Origin of the sequence: Sulfitobacter profundi, from assembly GCF_042661425.1 — a bacterium.
GTDB lineage: Bacteria > Pseudomonadota > Alphaproteobacteria > Rhodobacterales > Rhodobacteraceae > Sulfitobacter > Sulfitobacter profundi.
On the sequence record NZ_JBHSWA010000004.1, the window covers coordinates 135,772 to 149,198 of the forward strand.

Here is a 13,427-nt window from a genome sequence, read left to right on the forward strand (position 1 = left end):
AGATCGAAATGACCCCCATCCTATGCCAAGACATGCGCCGCGCCGAAGCGTGGTCCGATGCCAGTGACCGGGTAGAACTGACCTATGACGGGCGTTTTCTGCGCCGCAAGGTGCTGACCACAGCGGGCGGGCTGCCGTTTCTGGTCGATTTGGCGCAGACCACCTCGCTTGACCACGGCGACGCTTTTGTTCTGGCCGACGGGCGCGTGGTTGAGGTGGTGGCCGCCGACGAAGACCTGCTGGAAGTGACCGGCCCCGACCTGCCGCGCATCGCGTGGCACATCGGCAACCGACATACCCCCTGCCAGATCGACGCCGACCGGCTTGTGATCCAGCGCGACCATGTGATCGCCAAGATGCTTGGCCAGATTGGTGCCGCCACGCGAGAGATCACCGCCCCTTCCGCCCCGAAGGCGGTGCCTATGGCCATGGGCGCACCCATGGGCATGACCACGGCCCTGTCCATCACGCCGTTCATGATCACGACCATGCGCATGATCACGACCCCGCCCAGCACCACGACCACGCGCATGGCTGAAACCCTGCAGGCCGACGCGCTTCTGACGCTGGTGCAGATGCTCTCCCCTCCTATCCGGTGGGGGCATTTGCCTATAGCCACGGGCTGGAATGGGCGGTGCAGGACGGGGCGGTGACGGATCAAGATGCTTTGGCCGACTGGCTGTCCAGCGTGCTGCGGCACGGCGCGGGACAGGCCGATGCGCTTTTCCTCGCGGCGGCCTATCGCGCGGATGACCCGGCAGAGATCGACGCGCAGGCCCGCGTCTTTGCCGCCTCTGCCGAGCGGTTGAAAGAGACCGTGCTGCAAGGCGAAGCCTTTGCCCGCGCAAGTGCCGCGATCTGGCAGGTCGACCTGCCGCCGCTTTGCTATCCTGTTGCCGTAGGACACGCGGCGCGTCTGCAAGCGCTGCCGCTGCGCCAAACGCTAGAGATGTTCTTGCACGCCTTTGCCGCCAATCTTGCCACCGCAGGCATGCGCCTTATTCCCTTGGGGCAGACCGAGGGGCAGATCGTCATCCGCGCGCTCGCGCCAGTCTGTCTCGAAGTTGCCGGGGCGGCGGCGGGCACGCTCGACGATCTCTCCTCCACCGCCTTTTTAAGTGACATCGCCGCCATGAAACACGAAACCCAGTATTCGAGGATTTTCCGCACATGAAACGCAACAACGGCCCTTTGCGCGTCGGCATCGGCGGCCCCGTGGGCGCGGGCAAAACCACCCTGACGGCAGCGCTTTGCCGCGCCCTGCGTGACCGGCTGTCAATCGGCGTGATCACCAATGACATCTACACCCAAGAGGATGCCGAAGCGCTGATGCGGATGCAGGTGTTGCCCCAAGACCGGATCATCGGGGTCGAGACCGGCGGCTGCCCGCATACGGCAATCCGCGAAGATGCCTCGATCAACCTTGCCGCCGTGGCAGAGATGGTCGCGCGCCACCCTGAGGTGGACGTGGTCTTGATCGAAAGCGGCGGCGACAATCTGTCGGCCACTTTCAGCCCTGAATTGGCGGATGTGACGCTTTATGTGATCGACGTGGCAGCGGGTGAGGAAATCCCCGCAAAGGCGGTCCGGCGATTACCAAGTCCGACATTCTGGTGATCAACAAGACCGATCTCGCGCCCCATGTCGGGGCCTCGCTTGAGGTCATGCAGCGTGACAGCGCGCGGATGCGGCCAGTCCTGCCGACGGTCTTTTGCGCATTGAAGTCCGGTCAAGGGGTCGACGCCCTGCTGGAGCATCTGGCGCAGGTGGGCGGGTTGGACCTTGCGCCTATGGCCCCGGCAACCGCGGATTAGGCGGTGGTGAGACCCGCCTTCCGGTCGCGGAAGGCGGGCAACGGCTGCTATCCTCGCCCCGCTGCGGCCCACCATTCCAAAGCGCGTTGAGGAGTGCCGCCCGTCCGTTAATCCGCGCCAAAAAGGTCGCGGGTAAAGACCTTGTCCGGGACATCCGCCAGATCGGGGTGATTGCGGTTTGCCACGATCACATCCGCGCGCGCCTTGAAGGCCTCCAGATCGCGGGTGACCTCCGAACCAAAGAACTGGTCCTCCTGCAACACAGGTTCATAGACGATCACTTCGATGCCCTTGGCCTTGAGCCGTTTCATGATCCCTTGGACCGAGCTTTGGCGGAAATTGTCCGACCCGGTCTTCATCACCAGCCGGTAGATGCCCACCCGCTGCGGGCCAAGTGCCATGATCTGCTCTGACACAAAATCCTTGCGGGTGCGGTTCGCCTCGACCACGGCGTTGATCAGGTTCTGCGGCACATCCAAATAGTTCGCCAGCAACTGCTTGGAATCCTTGGGCAAACAATAGCCGCCATAGCCGAAAGATGGGTTGTTGTAATGCCCGCCGACGCGCGGGTCGAGGCAGACACCGTCGATAATCTGGCGCGTGTCTAACCCATTGGTCAGCGCATAGCTGTCCAATTCATTGAAATACGCCACCCGCATGGCGAGGAAAGTATTGGCGAAGAGTTTGACCGCCTCTGCCTCGGAGGCACCGGTAAAGAGCATGGGAATATCATCGTCGATTGCCCCCTCGGCCAGCAGTTGCGCAAAGCGCCGCGCACGGGGGCTGTCTTCGCCGACGACGATCCGCGAGGGGTGCAGATTGTCATAAAGCGCGCGGCCTTCGCGCAGGAATTCCGGGCTGAAGATCACTTGATCGGTGTCCAACGCGGCAGACAGACCTGCGGTATAGCCCACCGGCACCGTGGATTTAATAACGATGGTGGCCGTTTTCGCAACCGCCAGAACATCCCGCACCACGGCCTCGACACTGGAGGTGTCGAAAACATTGGTGCGCGGGTCATAGTTCGTCGGCGTGGCGATCAGCACATAGTCGGCCTCACGGTATGCCGCCTCCGGCTCGGTGCTGGCCTTGAGGGTGAGCGGCTTTTGGGCGAGGTATTGCTCGATCTCGGGGTCGACGATCGGCGCGTGGCGCGCATTCACCTGCGCCACCCTGTCCGCGTTCAGATCCACCGCCGTCACGTCATTGTGCTGCGCCAAAAGCACCGCGTTCGACAGCCCGACATAGCCGATGCCAACAACGGCGATCTTGGTCATAGACATAAGCGTGGGCCTTTCCTGCGTGCCGGTGGCGGGATGTTAGACTGCGGCTTTCGGATTGAAAAGGTGCCGCCTGACAGGGAGTTAGGGCGGATTGGCGAATGTGAAAGCAGCCCGGTTCAGCAATTTGCGCGCGGGGCGCGGCCGGGCAAGCCCCCGCGCCGTTGCGCCCCGCCCGAGCGGTGGGTTGTCAGGCTGGAAAGACTTCTTTCACACAGTCTCAGGCGACCCATAACCCGGAGAGCCCCGATGCCCGACACCTCAGAGCGCCTGTCCCTTCCCTATCTGATGCCGGCACAGGCGCAGAAACATGTGACCCACAACGAAGCGCTGCAACGGCTGGACCTTCTGGTGCAGCTTGCGGTCGAAGGTTTCGACGCCAACACGCCGCCCGCCCTGCCGCAGGCGGGGAGGTTCATGCCCTCGGCACCGCCCCCACGGCGGCTTGGGCGGGTCATGTCGGCGAACTGGCCGTCTGGATTGGAGAGACCTGGCAGTTCAGCGCGCCACAGGACGGCTGGCTTGCCTTGGATAAATCCACCGGGATCCTGCACCGTTGGGTGGCGGGCGCATGGGCCGAGGTGTCGCCCCCGATCTGGCGAACCTCTCTGGGGTGGGGATCAACACGGATCACGACAGCGGCAATCGCTTGTCGGTTTCTTCCCCGGCGAGCCTGTTCACCCACGAAGGCGCGGGGCATCAAGTGAAGCTCAACAAAGCCAGCGCCGCCGATACCGCGAGCCTGCTGTTCCAGACCGATTTTTCCGGACGGGCCGAAATGGGCACGGCGGGGCAGGATGATTTCGCCATCAAGGTCAGCGCCGATGGCAGCGGGTGGACCACCGCGCTGGCCTTTGACGCCGCCAGCGGCATGGCCTCGGGCGCGGCGCTGACGGAGAGCGTGGGTGACGCGACGGTGGGCCGGCTGCTGCGCGTGGGGGATTTCGGCATCGGTGCGGATGCGGGGCCGCTTGTGGCGGACCTTGACGCGCATGCGCTTTCGGGCAGTTTCTCAGCCTATGGCGGCGCCCATGCACAGGCACCCGCTGGGGCCAATCCGTTTTCGGCGCTGGATGGGGTCTTTGGCCTGCTGTGCGGCAACAGCACCTTGGGCGGGCAGAGCGCGAACTTGTGGCAGATCGCAGTGGGGATCGACACGCCGGGTCTGGCCTTTCGCGTGCGGGCAACCGGGGCGTGGGGCGCGTGGCAATCCCTGTGGACTGGGGCGAACACGACTGTGGATGCCAATGGGTTCATCAAGGAAGCGAGCCCGATTGTCCGGCTGTTCCACGACAGCAGCGAAGAGCCAGCGGTGCCCCTAGCGGCGCGGTTCGAACGGATTGGGCTTGGCCACTACAGATTGACGGATGTCCCGCCGCTTGCGTCCAAAGGGTGGCAGATCGAAGTGCCGCAGGATGCGAATGGCAACCGGTTGGTCTATGTCGATTGCAGCTATGACGCGGGAATGGCGGCGCTTGATGTCCGTACCCGCGAGGTGATCTGGCAGGATGGCTGGGCCGGGGGTGCGCCCTGTGACATCCCCGTGGGCCGTTGGGTTGATCTGCGGTTCGACATGCCCTGAGGCAAAGAGCCCCGGCCCGCTGACGCCACAGCGGGCCGGGCTGCAATCAGAGAATGCTGCGCAACTGCGCGACCTCATAGTTGCCCCCGCAAAGCAAAACGGCAGAGGTTTGGCCTGCGTATTTCTGCGGCTCCGCCAGATAGGCCGCCAACGCCAAGGCGGCGGCCCCTTCGACCAACATATTCTCTTCCCATGCCAGCACCTTTAGCGCGGCGGCGATTTGTTCTTCGTCGCAATATACGATCTTGTCGATCACCGCGCTCGCCATCGGCAGGGTGAGCGATCCTTCATCGACCCCGCCCGCCACGCCATCGGCCAAAGTGTCGAGATGGTCCGTCTCGACGATCTTGCCCGCCTTGATCGACGCCGCCAGAGCGCAGCTGTTGGCGGCACTCACGCCGATCACACGGGTTTGCGGCGAGAACTCTTTGATCACCGACCCCATGCCAGAGATCAGCCCGCCCCCGCCCATCGAGATAAAGACAGTGTCGATCCCTTCGATCTGGTCGAGCAGTTCCAGCGCGGCGGTGCCTTGGCCCGCGATCACCTCGGCGTCGTTGTAGGGGGAGATATAGGTGTAGCCTTCGGCTTCGGCCAAGGCTTGCGCATGCCGTTCCGAAAGCGACGCATCCGACCCATGGATCACGACCTTGGTGCCAAAACCTTCGATGGTTTTGCGTTTCTTGGCGACAACCGTCTCGGGCAGCACGACGATCAATTCATGCCCCGTGGTCTGGGCGGCACGTGAACAGGCGATGCCGTGGTTGCCGGAGGATGCGGTGATGACCGGTCGGTCCAGCGGCACCGTGGTCAGTTTGGCACTTGCCCCGCGCAGCTTGAACGACCCGGTGTGTTGAAAGTTCTCGGTTTTGTAGAAAAGCCGCGTGCCCTCTGCCATCGGCAGGCGCGAGGCGATCACCGGGGTGCGTGAAATCGCGCCTGCGATCTTGCGGTGAACCACGCAGGAACGCGCGGCGGATTGGGCGATCAGATCAGAGACTGGCGGCATGATAGGCTCCATCAGGTTGGCTGAGATGCGCCGCTGCGGCATGCGGGCCCGTCAGAACCGATGACCACAGCGGAGGGCGGTCATGGGTTAAGGCTGCGTGGCTGTCTGGGCCACGCTCTGCCGCGCGAGGAAGGTTGAGACACGTGCCAGCCCGTCCTGCAAGTCGGCGGTCGAATTGGCGAAACCGATGCGCAGCCAACCCTCCATATCCATGGCGCTGCCGGGGGTGAAAAGCACGCCCTCTTCCTCCAGCAACTGGGTGCAGAAATCGCGGCTGCGCAGTGGCAGGTCGTATTGCACCAACGCCGTGGTGCCCGACTGGGGTTTCACCCATGAGATCAGCGGCTCCGCCTCGACCCAATCTGCCAAGATTTCGAGGTTCCCCGGGTGATCCGATGCGCGCGCTCAAGGATCTGCGCGCGGCTCTCAAGCGCGAGAGCCGAGAAATACTCGTCGATCCCCCCGACGGAAATCGTGTTGTAGTCACGGTGGATCATGATCTTCTCAAGCAGCGCCTGCGGCCCCGCCACCCAGCCCACGCGCAGCCCGGCCAGCGAATAGGCTTTGGACATGCCCGCCGTGCTGATGCCGCGGTCGTAGAGATCGCAGATCGAGGCGGTATAGCCATCACCCGTCTGATCGGTGCCGCGATAGACCTCATCGCAGAGCACCCAAGCCTCGCTGCCGCGCGCGATCTCGGCGATCTCTGCCAGCATCGCGCGGTCCATCAGCGCGCCGGTCGGGTTGTTGGGATTGTTGGTGGCGATCATCCGCGTGTCAGGGCGCATCATGGCGCGCAATTCGTTCAGATCGGGCAGAAACCCGTTCTCGGGGCGCAGGTGCAGCAGTTCGACCTCTGCGCCGATGCTCTCGGGGATGGAGTAGTGCTGCTGGTAGGTCGGCACGATGGCGATGACATGATCACCGCGCGAGATCAGCGTTTGGTGTACCAAGGCATTGGCCCCGATGGTGCCATGGGTGGTCAGGATGTTCTCGCGGCTCTGGGTCTCATAAAGCCCCGCCACTGCGTCGCGCAGACGGTCCGAGCCTTCGATCGCGCCGTAGCCCATGCGCATCCCGCGCAATTCGCCCAGCACCGAATTGTCGACGCCCGCCATGTCGATCAACTCTCCCAATGTGATCGAATCGACGCAGGTCTCGGCGAGGTTGTAGCGGCAGTGGTTTTCGAACTCGTTCATCCACATTTCGACGCCGAAGGTCGCGATCTTCATGGGGTTTTCCTTTCGTATCTCAGTGGTCTGCCAGCGCAGCGAAAAGCTGGCGCAGAAAGTGCGGCGTGGCGGTTGGGGCGAGCCAGCGCATCACCGCCACGATGTCATGCTTCGGCGCGATCCAGATCGTGTGCCCACCCGCGCCCTGCGCGCTAAAGGCGGTTTCGGGCAGCTTGGGGTCAGCCTCCGCCCCGCGGTTCAGCCACCACAGGAAGCCGTATTTATCCAGTGTCGGCGTGGGCGTCAGCGCTTGCTGCATCCAACCTTCGGGCAAGATCTGCGCGCCGTTCCACTGGCCGTTTTGGCAGATGAATTGGCCGAAGCGCGCGTGATCTTCGGCGCCGATGAACAGCCCGCCGCCCCAATGGCCACCACCGGTGACCGATTGAACGCGCCTGTCTGCCATCTCGATCCAAGAGGTCGAATAGCCCTCCCACCGCCAATCGTCTGAGGCGCCGATCGGGCCCATGATCCGCGCGCGCAGCACCTCTGGCAGCGGGCGGCCGAACCGCATCAGCAGCGCATAGGCCAGCGCGTTCACCCGCACGTCGTTGTATTCGTAATGGCTTCCCGGTGGGCGGACTTTGCGCAATTGTCCCTTGCGGCTGTTGTCTGCGCCCGGCCCGATCTGGCGGTAATGGTCGACCTGATCGTCCTTGCCGAAAATCTCGCCGCGCCATTCGCTGTTCATCTGCAACATATGCCGCCAAGTGATGCGCCCGTTGTGGTCGCCCGCAAAATGCGGCCCCGGCACGCTGTCGCCCACGGGCGCGTCGAGGTCGGTGATTAGCCCATCCTTCACCGCAAGCCCCGCCAGCACCGACAGGTAGCTCTTGGCGATGGAAAAGGTCATGTCGGTCCGCGTCGTATCGCCCCAATCGGCGACCCGCTGCCCCCGGTGCAGGATCACCCCTGCCGGGCCGCCGCGCGGCTTTACCGGGCCCACGATCTCGGTCCAAGGGCCGCTTTCGTTCCACTCGCGGTTGCCAACATAGGCCCCATCGGGGTGATACATCGAGCGGGGCCAGTCAGTCTCATGCGCCAGCGCGTGGTCGACGACGGCTTGCAGGGCGGGGGTGGCGGCGAATGTCATGGGGACTCCTCGGGGCTTGGGGCGAACCTTTCCCAAGGGGGCGGAATTGTAAACCGGTTAAATGGTTTCGTCGTCCTCAATCGCGCCCGCTCAGCCCCCGATGTCAGGATAGACCTGAGAGCGTTTGACCACCCCGTAGACAAAACTGGTGTCGATTGACCCGATGCCGCCGATGGGGTGCAGCCGGGCGCGCACGAAACGCTCGTAGTCTTCCAGATCGCCCACCACCACGCGCAGCAGGTAGTCTGACAATCCGCTCATCACAAAACACTCCAGCACCTCCGGGATCGCGCGATCTTATTTTCAAAACGTTTCACCGTGCCCTCGTCATGGCCATCGAGCGTCACCCGCACCATGACCGTAACCGGCAGGCCGTAGGCCTTGGCGTCGACCTCCACACTATAGCCACGGATCGCGCCGTTTTTCTCAAGCGCGCGCAGGCGGCGGAGACAGGGGAAGGCGACAGGCCAACTTCCTCGGCCAGATCAAGGTTCGTCATCCGGCCATTGCGCTGTAGCGCGCGGATGATGCGGCGGTCAGTAGCGTCCAGTCGGGGTGTTTGGGGCATGATATGCCAAATCCTCTGCAATCGGCGCATACATTAGCAACCAAATGCCTCTTGCGCCATCGGATCATGCCCTCAAAATCAATCAGGGGGCCAGCCATGACCGAGAACCAGAAATCCTTCTCCACCCGCGCCATCCACCACGGGTATGACGCGCAAAGCGAACAGGGCGCGCTGAACCCGCCGATCTACATGAGCTCGACCTTCACCTTCGAGACCGCCGAGGCCGGCGGCGACATGTTCGCGGGCGAGCGCGCGGGGCATTTCTATACCCGCATTTCCAATCCGACGCTGGACCATCTGGAAAAACGCATTGCCAACCTTGAGGGGCCGAAGCGGGCCTCGCCACCGCCTCGGGCATGGGGGCGATCACCTCCACGCTCTGGACATTCCTGCAGGCGGGCGATGAGATCATCATCGACAAGACGCTTTACGGCTGCACCTTTGCATTTATGACCCACGGCCTGCCGCGCTTTGGCGTCAAGGTGACGCTGGTCGACATGACCGAGCCTGAAAACCTTTCCGAGGTGATCAGCGCTCAGACCAAGATCGTCTATTTCGAAACCCCCGCGAACCCGAACAACCGTCTGGTGGACATCGCCGCGATCTCGGCCATTGCGCATCGCGCCGGGGCCAAGGTGGTGGTCGACAACACATATGCCACGCCGGTGATCACCCGTCCCATCGAACATGGCGCGGACATCGTGTTGCATTCGGCGACGAAATTCCTCTCAGGCCACGGTGATGTGGTCGCGGGTCTTGTCGTTGGCAGTGCCGAGGACATGACGCAGGTGCGGCTTGTCGGGCTCAAAGACATGACCGGTGCCGTGATGTCGCCGCTGACCGCCATGCTGCTCTTGCGCGGGATCAAAACGCTGGAACTGCGGATGGAGCGGCACTGCGCCACGGCCGCCAAGGTGGCCGAGGCGCTCGAAGCGCATCCGGCGGTGCTGCATGTCGCCTATCCGGGGCTGGAGAGCTTTCCGCAGGCCGAACTGGCGCGGCGGCAGATGGGCAATTTCGGCGGCATGATCCCCTTTGAGGTCAAGGGCGGCAAACCGGGCGGCATCGCCTTTATGAACCGTCTGCACCTCATTCAGCGCGCGGTGAGCCTTGGCGATGCGGAAAGCCTGATCCAGCATCCGGCGAGCATGACCCATTCCACCTATTCCCCCGAGGAACGCGCCGAGCATGGCATCGCCGAAGGGCTGGTGCGGCTCTCGGTTGGGCTGGAATCTGCGGAAGACATCATTGATGACCTTTACGCCGCGCTTGGCGCGCATAACATGCAAGCGGCCTGATCCGGCAAAGACCGGACCAGTCGCGGGCGGTGTCGAGGAGGGCACCGCCCGAGGGATCCTCAAGATGAAAGACCTGCCATGACCGCTCTCGCCCCTGCCCAGCTCAAAACCATCGAACAACGTCTGCTGTGGCTGTCGCATTGGATGATCCACAACGCCAACCACATCCGGCCCAAGGTGGACGGGATCAAGGTGGGCGGGCATCAGGCGTCTTCGGCCTCCATGGTGTCGATCATGACGGCGCTTTATTTCAGCGCCCTGCGGCCCGAGGACCGGGTGGCGGTCAAACCCCATGCCTCCCCGATCTTCCACGCGATGCAATATCTGATGGGCAATCAGACCCGCGAAAAGATGGAAAACTTCCGCGGGTTTCAGGGCGTGCAGAGCTACCCCAGCCGGACCAAGGACATCGACGACGTGGATTTCTCCACCGGATCGGTGGGTCTTGGCGTGGCAGTGACTTCCTTCGCCTCATTGGTGCAGGACTACATCACCGCGAAGGTTTGGGGCGCGGATGTCGATCTGGGCCGCATGGTGGCGCTGGTGGGCGATGCGGAACTCGACGAGGGCAATATTTATGAGGCCCTGCAAGAGGGTTGGAAGAACGATCTGCGCAACACATGGTGGATCATCGACTACAACCGCCAATCGCTCGACGGGGTGGTGCGTGAAGGGCTGTTCAAACGGATCGAGCAGATTTTCGACGCCTTCGGCTGGGATGTGGTCAAGGTGAAATACGGCGCCCTGCAACGCGCCGCCTTTGACGAGCCGGGCGGCGACAAGCTGCGCGACTGGATCGACAATTGCCCCAACCAACTTTACTCGGCGCTGACCTATCAGGGCGGCGCGGTCTGGCGCGAGCGGCTGATGGAGGCGCTTGGCGATCAGGGCGATGTCACAGCACTGATCGACGCGCGCAGCGATGACGAACTGGCCGAGCTGATGGAGAACCTTGGCGGCAATTGCGTGGAAACCATGGCCGAGACCTTTGCCGCCATCGACCACGACCGCCCGGTCTGTTTTCTGGCCTACACGATCAAGGGCTGGGGCACGCCGATCGCGGGGCACAAGGACAACCACGGCGGGCTGATGACCAAAAGTCAGATGGCCGATTGGCAGAAACACATGGGAGTGAATGAGGGCGCGGAATGGGAGAAATTCGCCACCGTCGACGACCCCGATGCCCTGCAAGCTGCGCTCGACCGCGTGCCGTTTTTTGCCAAGGGCCGCCGCCGCTACGGTGACGCGACCCTGCCGGTGCCGCAGATCGAACTTTCCAGCGACCGCGAGATTTCCACGCAAATGGCCTTTGGCAAGATCCTCGACGATCTGTCGAAAGGCGACAGCGATCTGGCCGCGCGTATCGTCACCATGTCCCCCGACGTGACCGGCACCACGAACCTCGGCCCGTGGGTGAACCGGCGCAAGCTGTTCGCGCGCAGCGAACAGGCCGACACCTTCATTAACGAGAAAATCCCCTCCACCGCGAAATGGGAGTTCACCCCCGAGGGCCAGCATATCGAGCTAGGCATCGCCGAGATGAACCTCTTTCTGCTCTTGGGTGCGGCGGGTCTGTCGCATTCGCTCTTTGGCAAGCGGGTCATTCCCATCGGCACGGTCTACGACCCCTTCGTCGCCCGCGGCTTGGATGCGTTGAACTATGCCTGCTATCAAGATGCGCGCTTTATGATTGTCGGCACGCCGTCGGGCGTGACGCTCGCCCCGAAGGCGGCGCGCATCAGTCGATCGGCACACCGCTGATTGGGATGAGCCAAGACGGGCTGGCGAGCTTCGAGCCTGCCTTTGCCGATGAGTTGGCCGTCATCATGCAGTGGGCTTTCGATTATCTGCAAAAGGACGGCGAGGGCGACCCGGACGAACGCACGTGGCTGCGCGATGAGACCGGCGGCTCGGTCTATCTGCGGCTCACCACCAATCCCATCGAACAGCCCGGCAAGCGCGTGGACGAGGACTTCCGCCAAGGCGCCATCGACGGGGCCTATTGGCTGCGCAAGCCGGGGCCGAACTGCGACGTGGTGATCGCCTATCAAGGCGCGGTGGCGCCCGAAGCGATCAAAGCGGCGGGCAACATCGCCGAAGGCCGCCGCGATGTCGGCGTGCTGGCGGTGACCTCTGCCGACCGTCTGAACGCGGGCTGGACAGCCGCGCAACGCGCCCGCGCGCGGGGCAATGCGGCGGCGGAAAGCCATATCGAGACGCTGCTGGGGCAGCTCCCGCGCGACTGCAAGCTGATCACGGTGATCGACGGGCATCCGGCAACGCTTTCGTGGCTGGGCTCGGTCGTTGGGCACCAGACCGTGCCGCTTGGGGTTGAGCACTTCGGCCAGACCGGCACCATTGCCGACCTTTATCGCCACTTCGGGATCGACGCGCGGTCGATCGTGGAAAAGGTGCAGGGGCTGACCCCGGGCCGCCAGATGCTGCACCGGGTTGCGGGCTAGACGCCCTCCCCCGGATCGAAAGGACCGACATGACCTATTCCCTTGCCATTCACGGCGGTGCCGGAACCATCCTCAAGGAAAACATCACCCCCGAGCAGGAGGCCGCCTATCACGACGCCCTCGCCCGCGCGCTGGAGGCGGGCGAAGCCATCCTGCGCGAATGGGGCAGCGCGATGGACGCGGTCGAAGCGGCGGTCTGCGCGCTGGAGGATGAGCCCCTGTTCAACGCAGGGCGCGGCGCGGTCTATACCTCGGAAGGCGCGCAGGAGATGGACGCCGCCGTGATGGACGGGCGCGACCGCAGGGCGGGATCGGTCGCCGGTGTCTTTGGCCCGAAGAACCCGGTGAAACTGGCCCGCGCGGTGATGGAGCGGACCGAGCATGTCACGCTCATTGGCCCCAACGCACTCGAGATCGCGCGGCAAGCGGGGCTTGAATTCGGCGACCGCAACTACTTTTTCACCCAGTCCCGCTGGGACGCGTTGCAAGAGACGCTTGCGATGCGGGCGCGCGGCGAAGTCTCGGACGATCCGGCGCGGCGGCATGGCACCGTGGGGGCCGTGGCGCGCGATGTTGCAGGAAATATAGCCGCCGCCACCTCAACAGGGGGCATGACCGCCAAGGCCCCGGGCCGCGTCGGCGACACGCCGATGATCGGCGCGGGCACATTCGCCGATAACGCAACCTGCGCGGTCTCGGCCACCGGACATGGAGAGGTCTTTATCCGCTGGAACGCGGCGGGCGAAATCGCCGCACGCATGCGACACGCGGGCGAAGACCTTGCCACCGCCGCCGATCATGTGGTGATGCAGGATCTGGCCCCCAACGACGGGTCGGGCGGGGTCATCGCCGTGGACGGTGCGGGCAATATCGCCATACCGTTCAATTCCCAAGGGATGTACCGCGGCTCGGTGCGGCAAGGCAGCGCCCCCGAAACCAACATCTACTGAGCGGCCCCGCCCTTCGGTTGCCCTCCTGCCACTGCGGGCAGGACAAATGCGGCCCGTTGAGGGCCACCCGCCATCTAAATCTTGACATTTAGCCCCCTCCCTTTGATTGACGGTCAAACGAACTTGACGGGAGAGGGGA

At 63.7% G+C, this 13,427-nt stretch carries 8 protein-coding genes and 7 pseudogenes; 9 read left to right on the forward strand and 6 right to left on the reverse strand.

What is annotated here, in order from left to right; genetic code table 11:
- Positions 1–8 precede the first annotated feature (8 nt).
- From ureE to ureG, 3 genes and pseudogenes are all read left to right on the forward strand, one after another.
- Positions 9–538 (forward strand): annotated as a pseudogene (gene ureE, locus ACFQAU_RS20555) (urease accessory protein UreE).
- 111 nt (positions 539–649) lie between these two features.
- Positions 650–1,174, forward strand: coding sequence for an urease accessory protein UreF (locus tag ACFQAU_RS20560; protein ID WP_386284998.1), 525 nt, complete (start codon positions 650–652; stop codon positions 1,172–1,174).
- Positions 1,171–1,814 (forward strand): annotated as a pseudogene (ureG, locus tag ACFQAU_RS20565) (urease accessory protein UreG). Before ACFQAU_RS20560 ends, ureG begins: the two are co-directional and overlap by 4 nt.
- Before the next feature lie 107 nt (positions 1,815–1,921).
- Here ureG and ACFQAU_RS20570 read toward each other — a convergent pair.
- Entirely contained in the window at positions 1,922–3,097 is a 1,176-nt protein-coding gene (locus tag ACFQAU_RS20570) for a nucleotide sugar dehydrogenase (protein ID WP_132445469.1), read from the reverse strand.
- A 285-nt stretch (positions 3,098–3,382) separates the two neighbouring features.
- On the opposite strand from ACFQAU_RS20570, the pseudogene ACFQAU_RS20575 reads away from it, so the two are divergent.
- The 3 genes and pseudogenes from ACFQAU_RS20575 to ACFQAU_RS20585 all read left to right on the forward strand — a co-directional run.
- Positions 3,383–3,475 (forward strand): annotated as a pseudogene (locus ACFQAU_RS20575) (DUF2793 domain-containing protein); the annotation flags it as partial.
- A gap of 71 nt (positions 3,476–3,546) precedes the next feature.
- A pseudogene (locus ACFQAU_RS20580) lies at positions 3,547–3,609 on the forward strand (hypothetical protein); the annotation flags it as partial.
- A gap of 56 nt (positions 3,610–3,665) precedes the next feature.
- On the forward strand, positions 3,666–4,676 hold the full coding sequence (locus ACFQAU_RS20585) for a pyocin knob domain-containing protein (protein WP_386285127.1): 1,011 nt from the start codon (positions 3,666–3,668) through the stop codon (positions 4,674–4,676).
- Between the two features lie 46 nt (positions 4,677–4,722).
- Here the strand turns inward: ACFQAU_RS20585 and ACFQAU_RS20590 are convergent, their stop codons facing one another.
- From ACFQAU_RS20590 to ACFQAU_RS20610, 5 genes and pseudogenes are all read right to left on the reverse strand, one after another.
- Positions 4,723–5,685 (reverse strand): pyridoxal-phosphate dependent enzyme, encoded by a 963-nt coding sequence (locus ACFQAU_RS20590; RefSeq protein WP_132445463.1) that lies wholly within the window; start codon positions 5,683–5,685, stop codon positions 4,723–4,725.
- Between the two features lie 87 nt (positions 5,686–5,772).
- Positions 5,773–6,054, reverse strand: coding sequence for an aminotransferase class I/II-fold pyridoxal phosphate-dependent enzyme (locus tag ACFQAU_RS20595; protein ID WP_386285004.1), 282 nt, complete (start codon positions 6,052–6,054; stop codon positions 5,773–5,775).
- Positions 6,024–6,917: an aminotransferase class I/II-fold pyridoxal phosphate-dependent enzyme gene (locus tag ACFQAU_RS20600; RefSeq protein ID WP_386285008.1), complete on the reverse strand. Its 894-nt coding sequence runs from the start codon at positions 6,915–6,917 to the stop codon at positions 6,024–6,026. Before ACFQAU_RS20600 ends, ACFQAU_RS20595 begins: the two co-directional genes overlap by 31 nt.
- 19 nt (positions 6,918–6,936) lie before the next feature.
- Positions 6,937–8,010 carry a serine hydrolase domain-containing protein gene (locus ACFQAU_RS20605; RefSeq protein ID WP_132445457.1) on the reverse strand — a complete coding sequence of 358 codons (1,074 nt, stop codon included), beginning with the start codon at positions 8,008–8,010 and terminating at the stop codon, positions 6,937–6,939.
- A 90-nt stretch (positions 8,011–8,100) separates the two neighbouring features.
- Positions 8,101–8,578, reverse strand: a pseudogene (locus ACFQAU_RS20610) (Lrp/AsnC family transcriptional regulator).
- Positions 8,579–8,674: 96 nt separating this feature from the next.
- Here ACFQAU_RS20610 and ACFQAU_RS20615 point away from each other — a divergent pair.
- The 3 genes and pseudogenes from ACFQAU_RS20615 to ACFQAU_RS20625 all read left to right on the forward strand — a co-directional run bounded on the left by ACFQAU_RS20615 (position 8,675) and on the right by ACFQAU_RS20625 (position 13,288).
- A pseudogene (locus ACFQAU_RS20615) lies at positions 8,675–9,876 on the forward strand (methionine gamma-lyase).
- A gap of 78 nt (positions 9,877–9,954) precedes the next feature.
- Positions 9,955–12,338 (forward strand): annotated as a pseudogene (locus ACFQAU_RS20620) (transketolase-like TK C-terminal-containing protein).
- 29 nt (positions 12,339–12,367) lie between these two features.
- On the forward strand, positions 12,368–13,288 hold the full coding sequence (locus ACFQAU_RS20625) for an isoaspartyl peptidase/L-asparaginase family protein (RefSeq protein ID WP_132445448.1): 921 nt from the start codon (positions 12,368–12,370) through the stop codon (positions 13,286–13,288).
- Positions 13,289–13,427: the final 139 nt, after the last annotated feature.

Bases quoted from the DNA above. Each gene is read 5' to 3' on its own strand.
- ACFQAU_RS20570 (WP_132445469.1), bottom strand. From the start codon at position 3,097: ATGTCTATGACCAAGATCGCCGTTGTTGGCATCGGCTATGTCGGGCTG.
- ACFQAU_RS20585 (WP_386285127.1), top strand. From the start codon at position 3,666: ATGGGCCGAGGTGTCGCCCCCGATCTGGCGAACCTCTCTGGGGTGGGG.
- ACFQAU_RS20590 (WP_132445463.1), bottom strand. From the start codon at position 5,685: ATGCCGCCAGTCTCTGATCTGATCGCCCAATCCGCCGCGCGTTCCTGC.
- ACFQAU_RS20600 (WP_386285008.1), bottom strand. From the start codon at position 6,917: ATGAAGATCGCGACCTTCGGCGTCGAAATGTGGATGAACGAGTTCGAA.
- ACFQAU_RS20605 (WP_132445457.1), bottom strand. From the start codon at position 8,010: ATGACATTCGCCGCCACCCCCGCCCTGCAAGCCGTCGTCGACCACGCG.
- ACFQAU_RS20625 (WP_132445448.1), top strand. From the start codon at position 12,368: ATGACCTATTCCCTTGCCATTCACGGCGGTGCCGGAACCATCCTCAAG.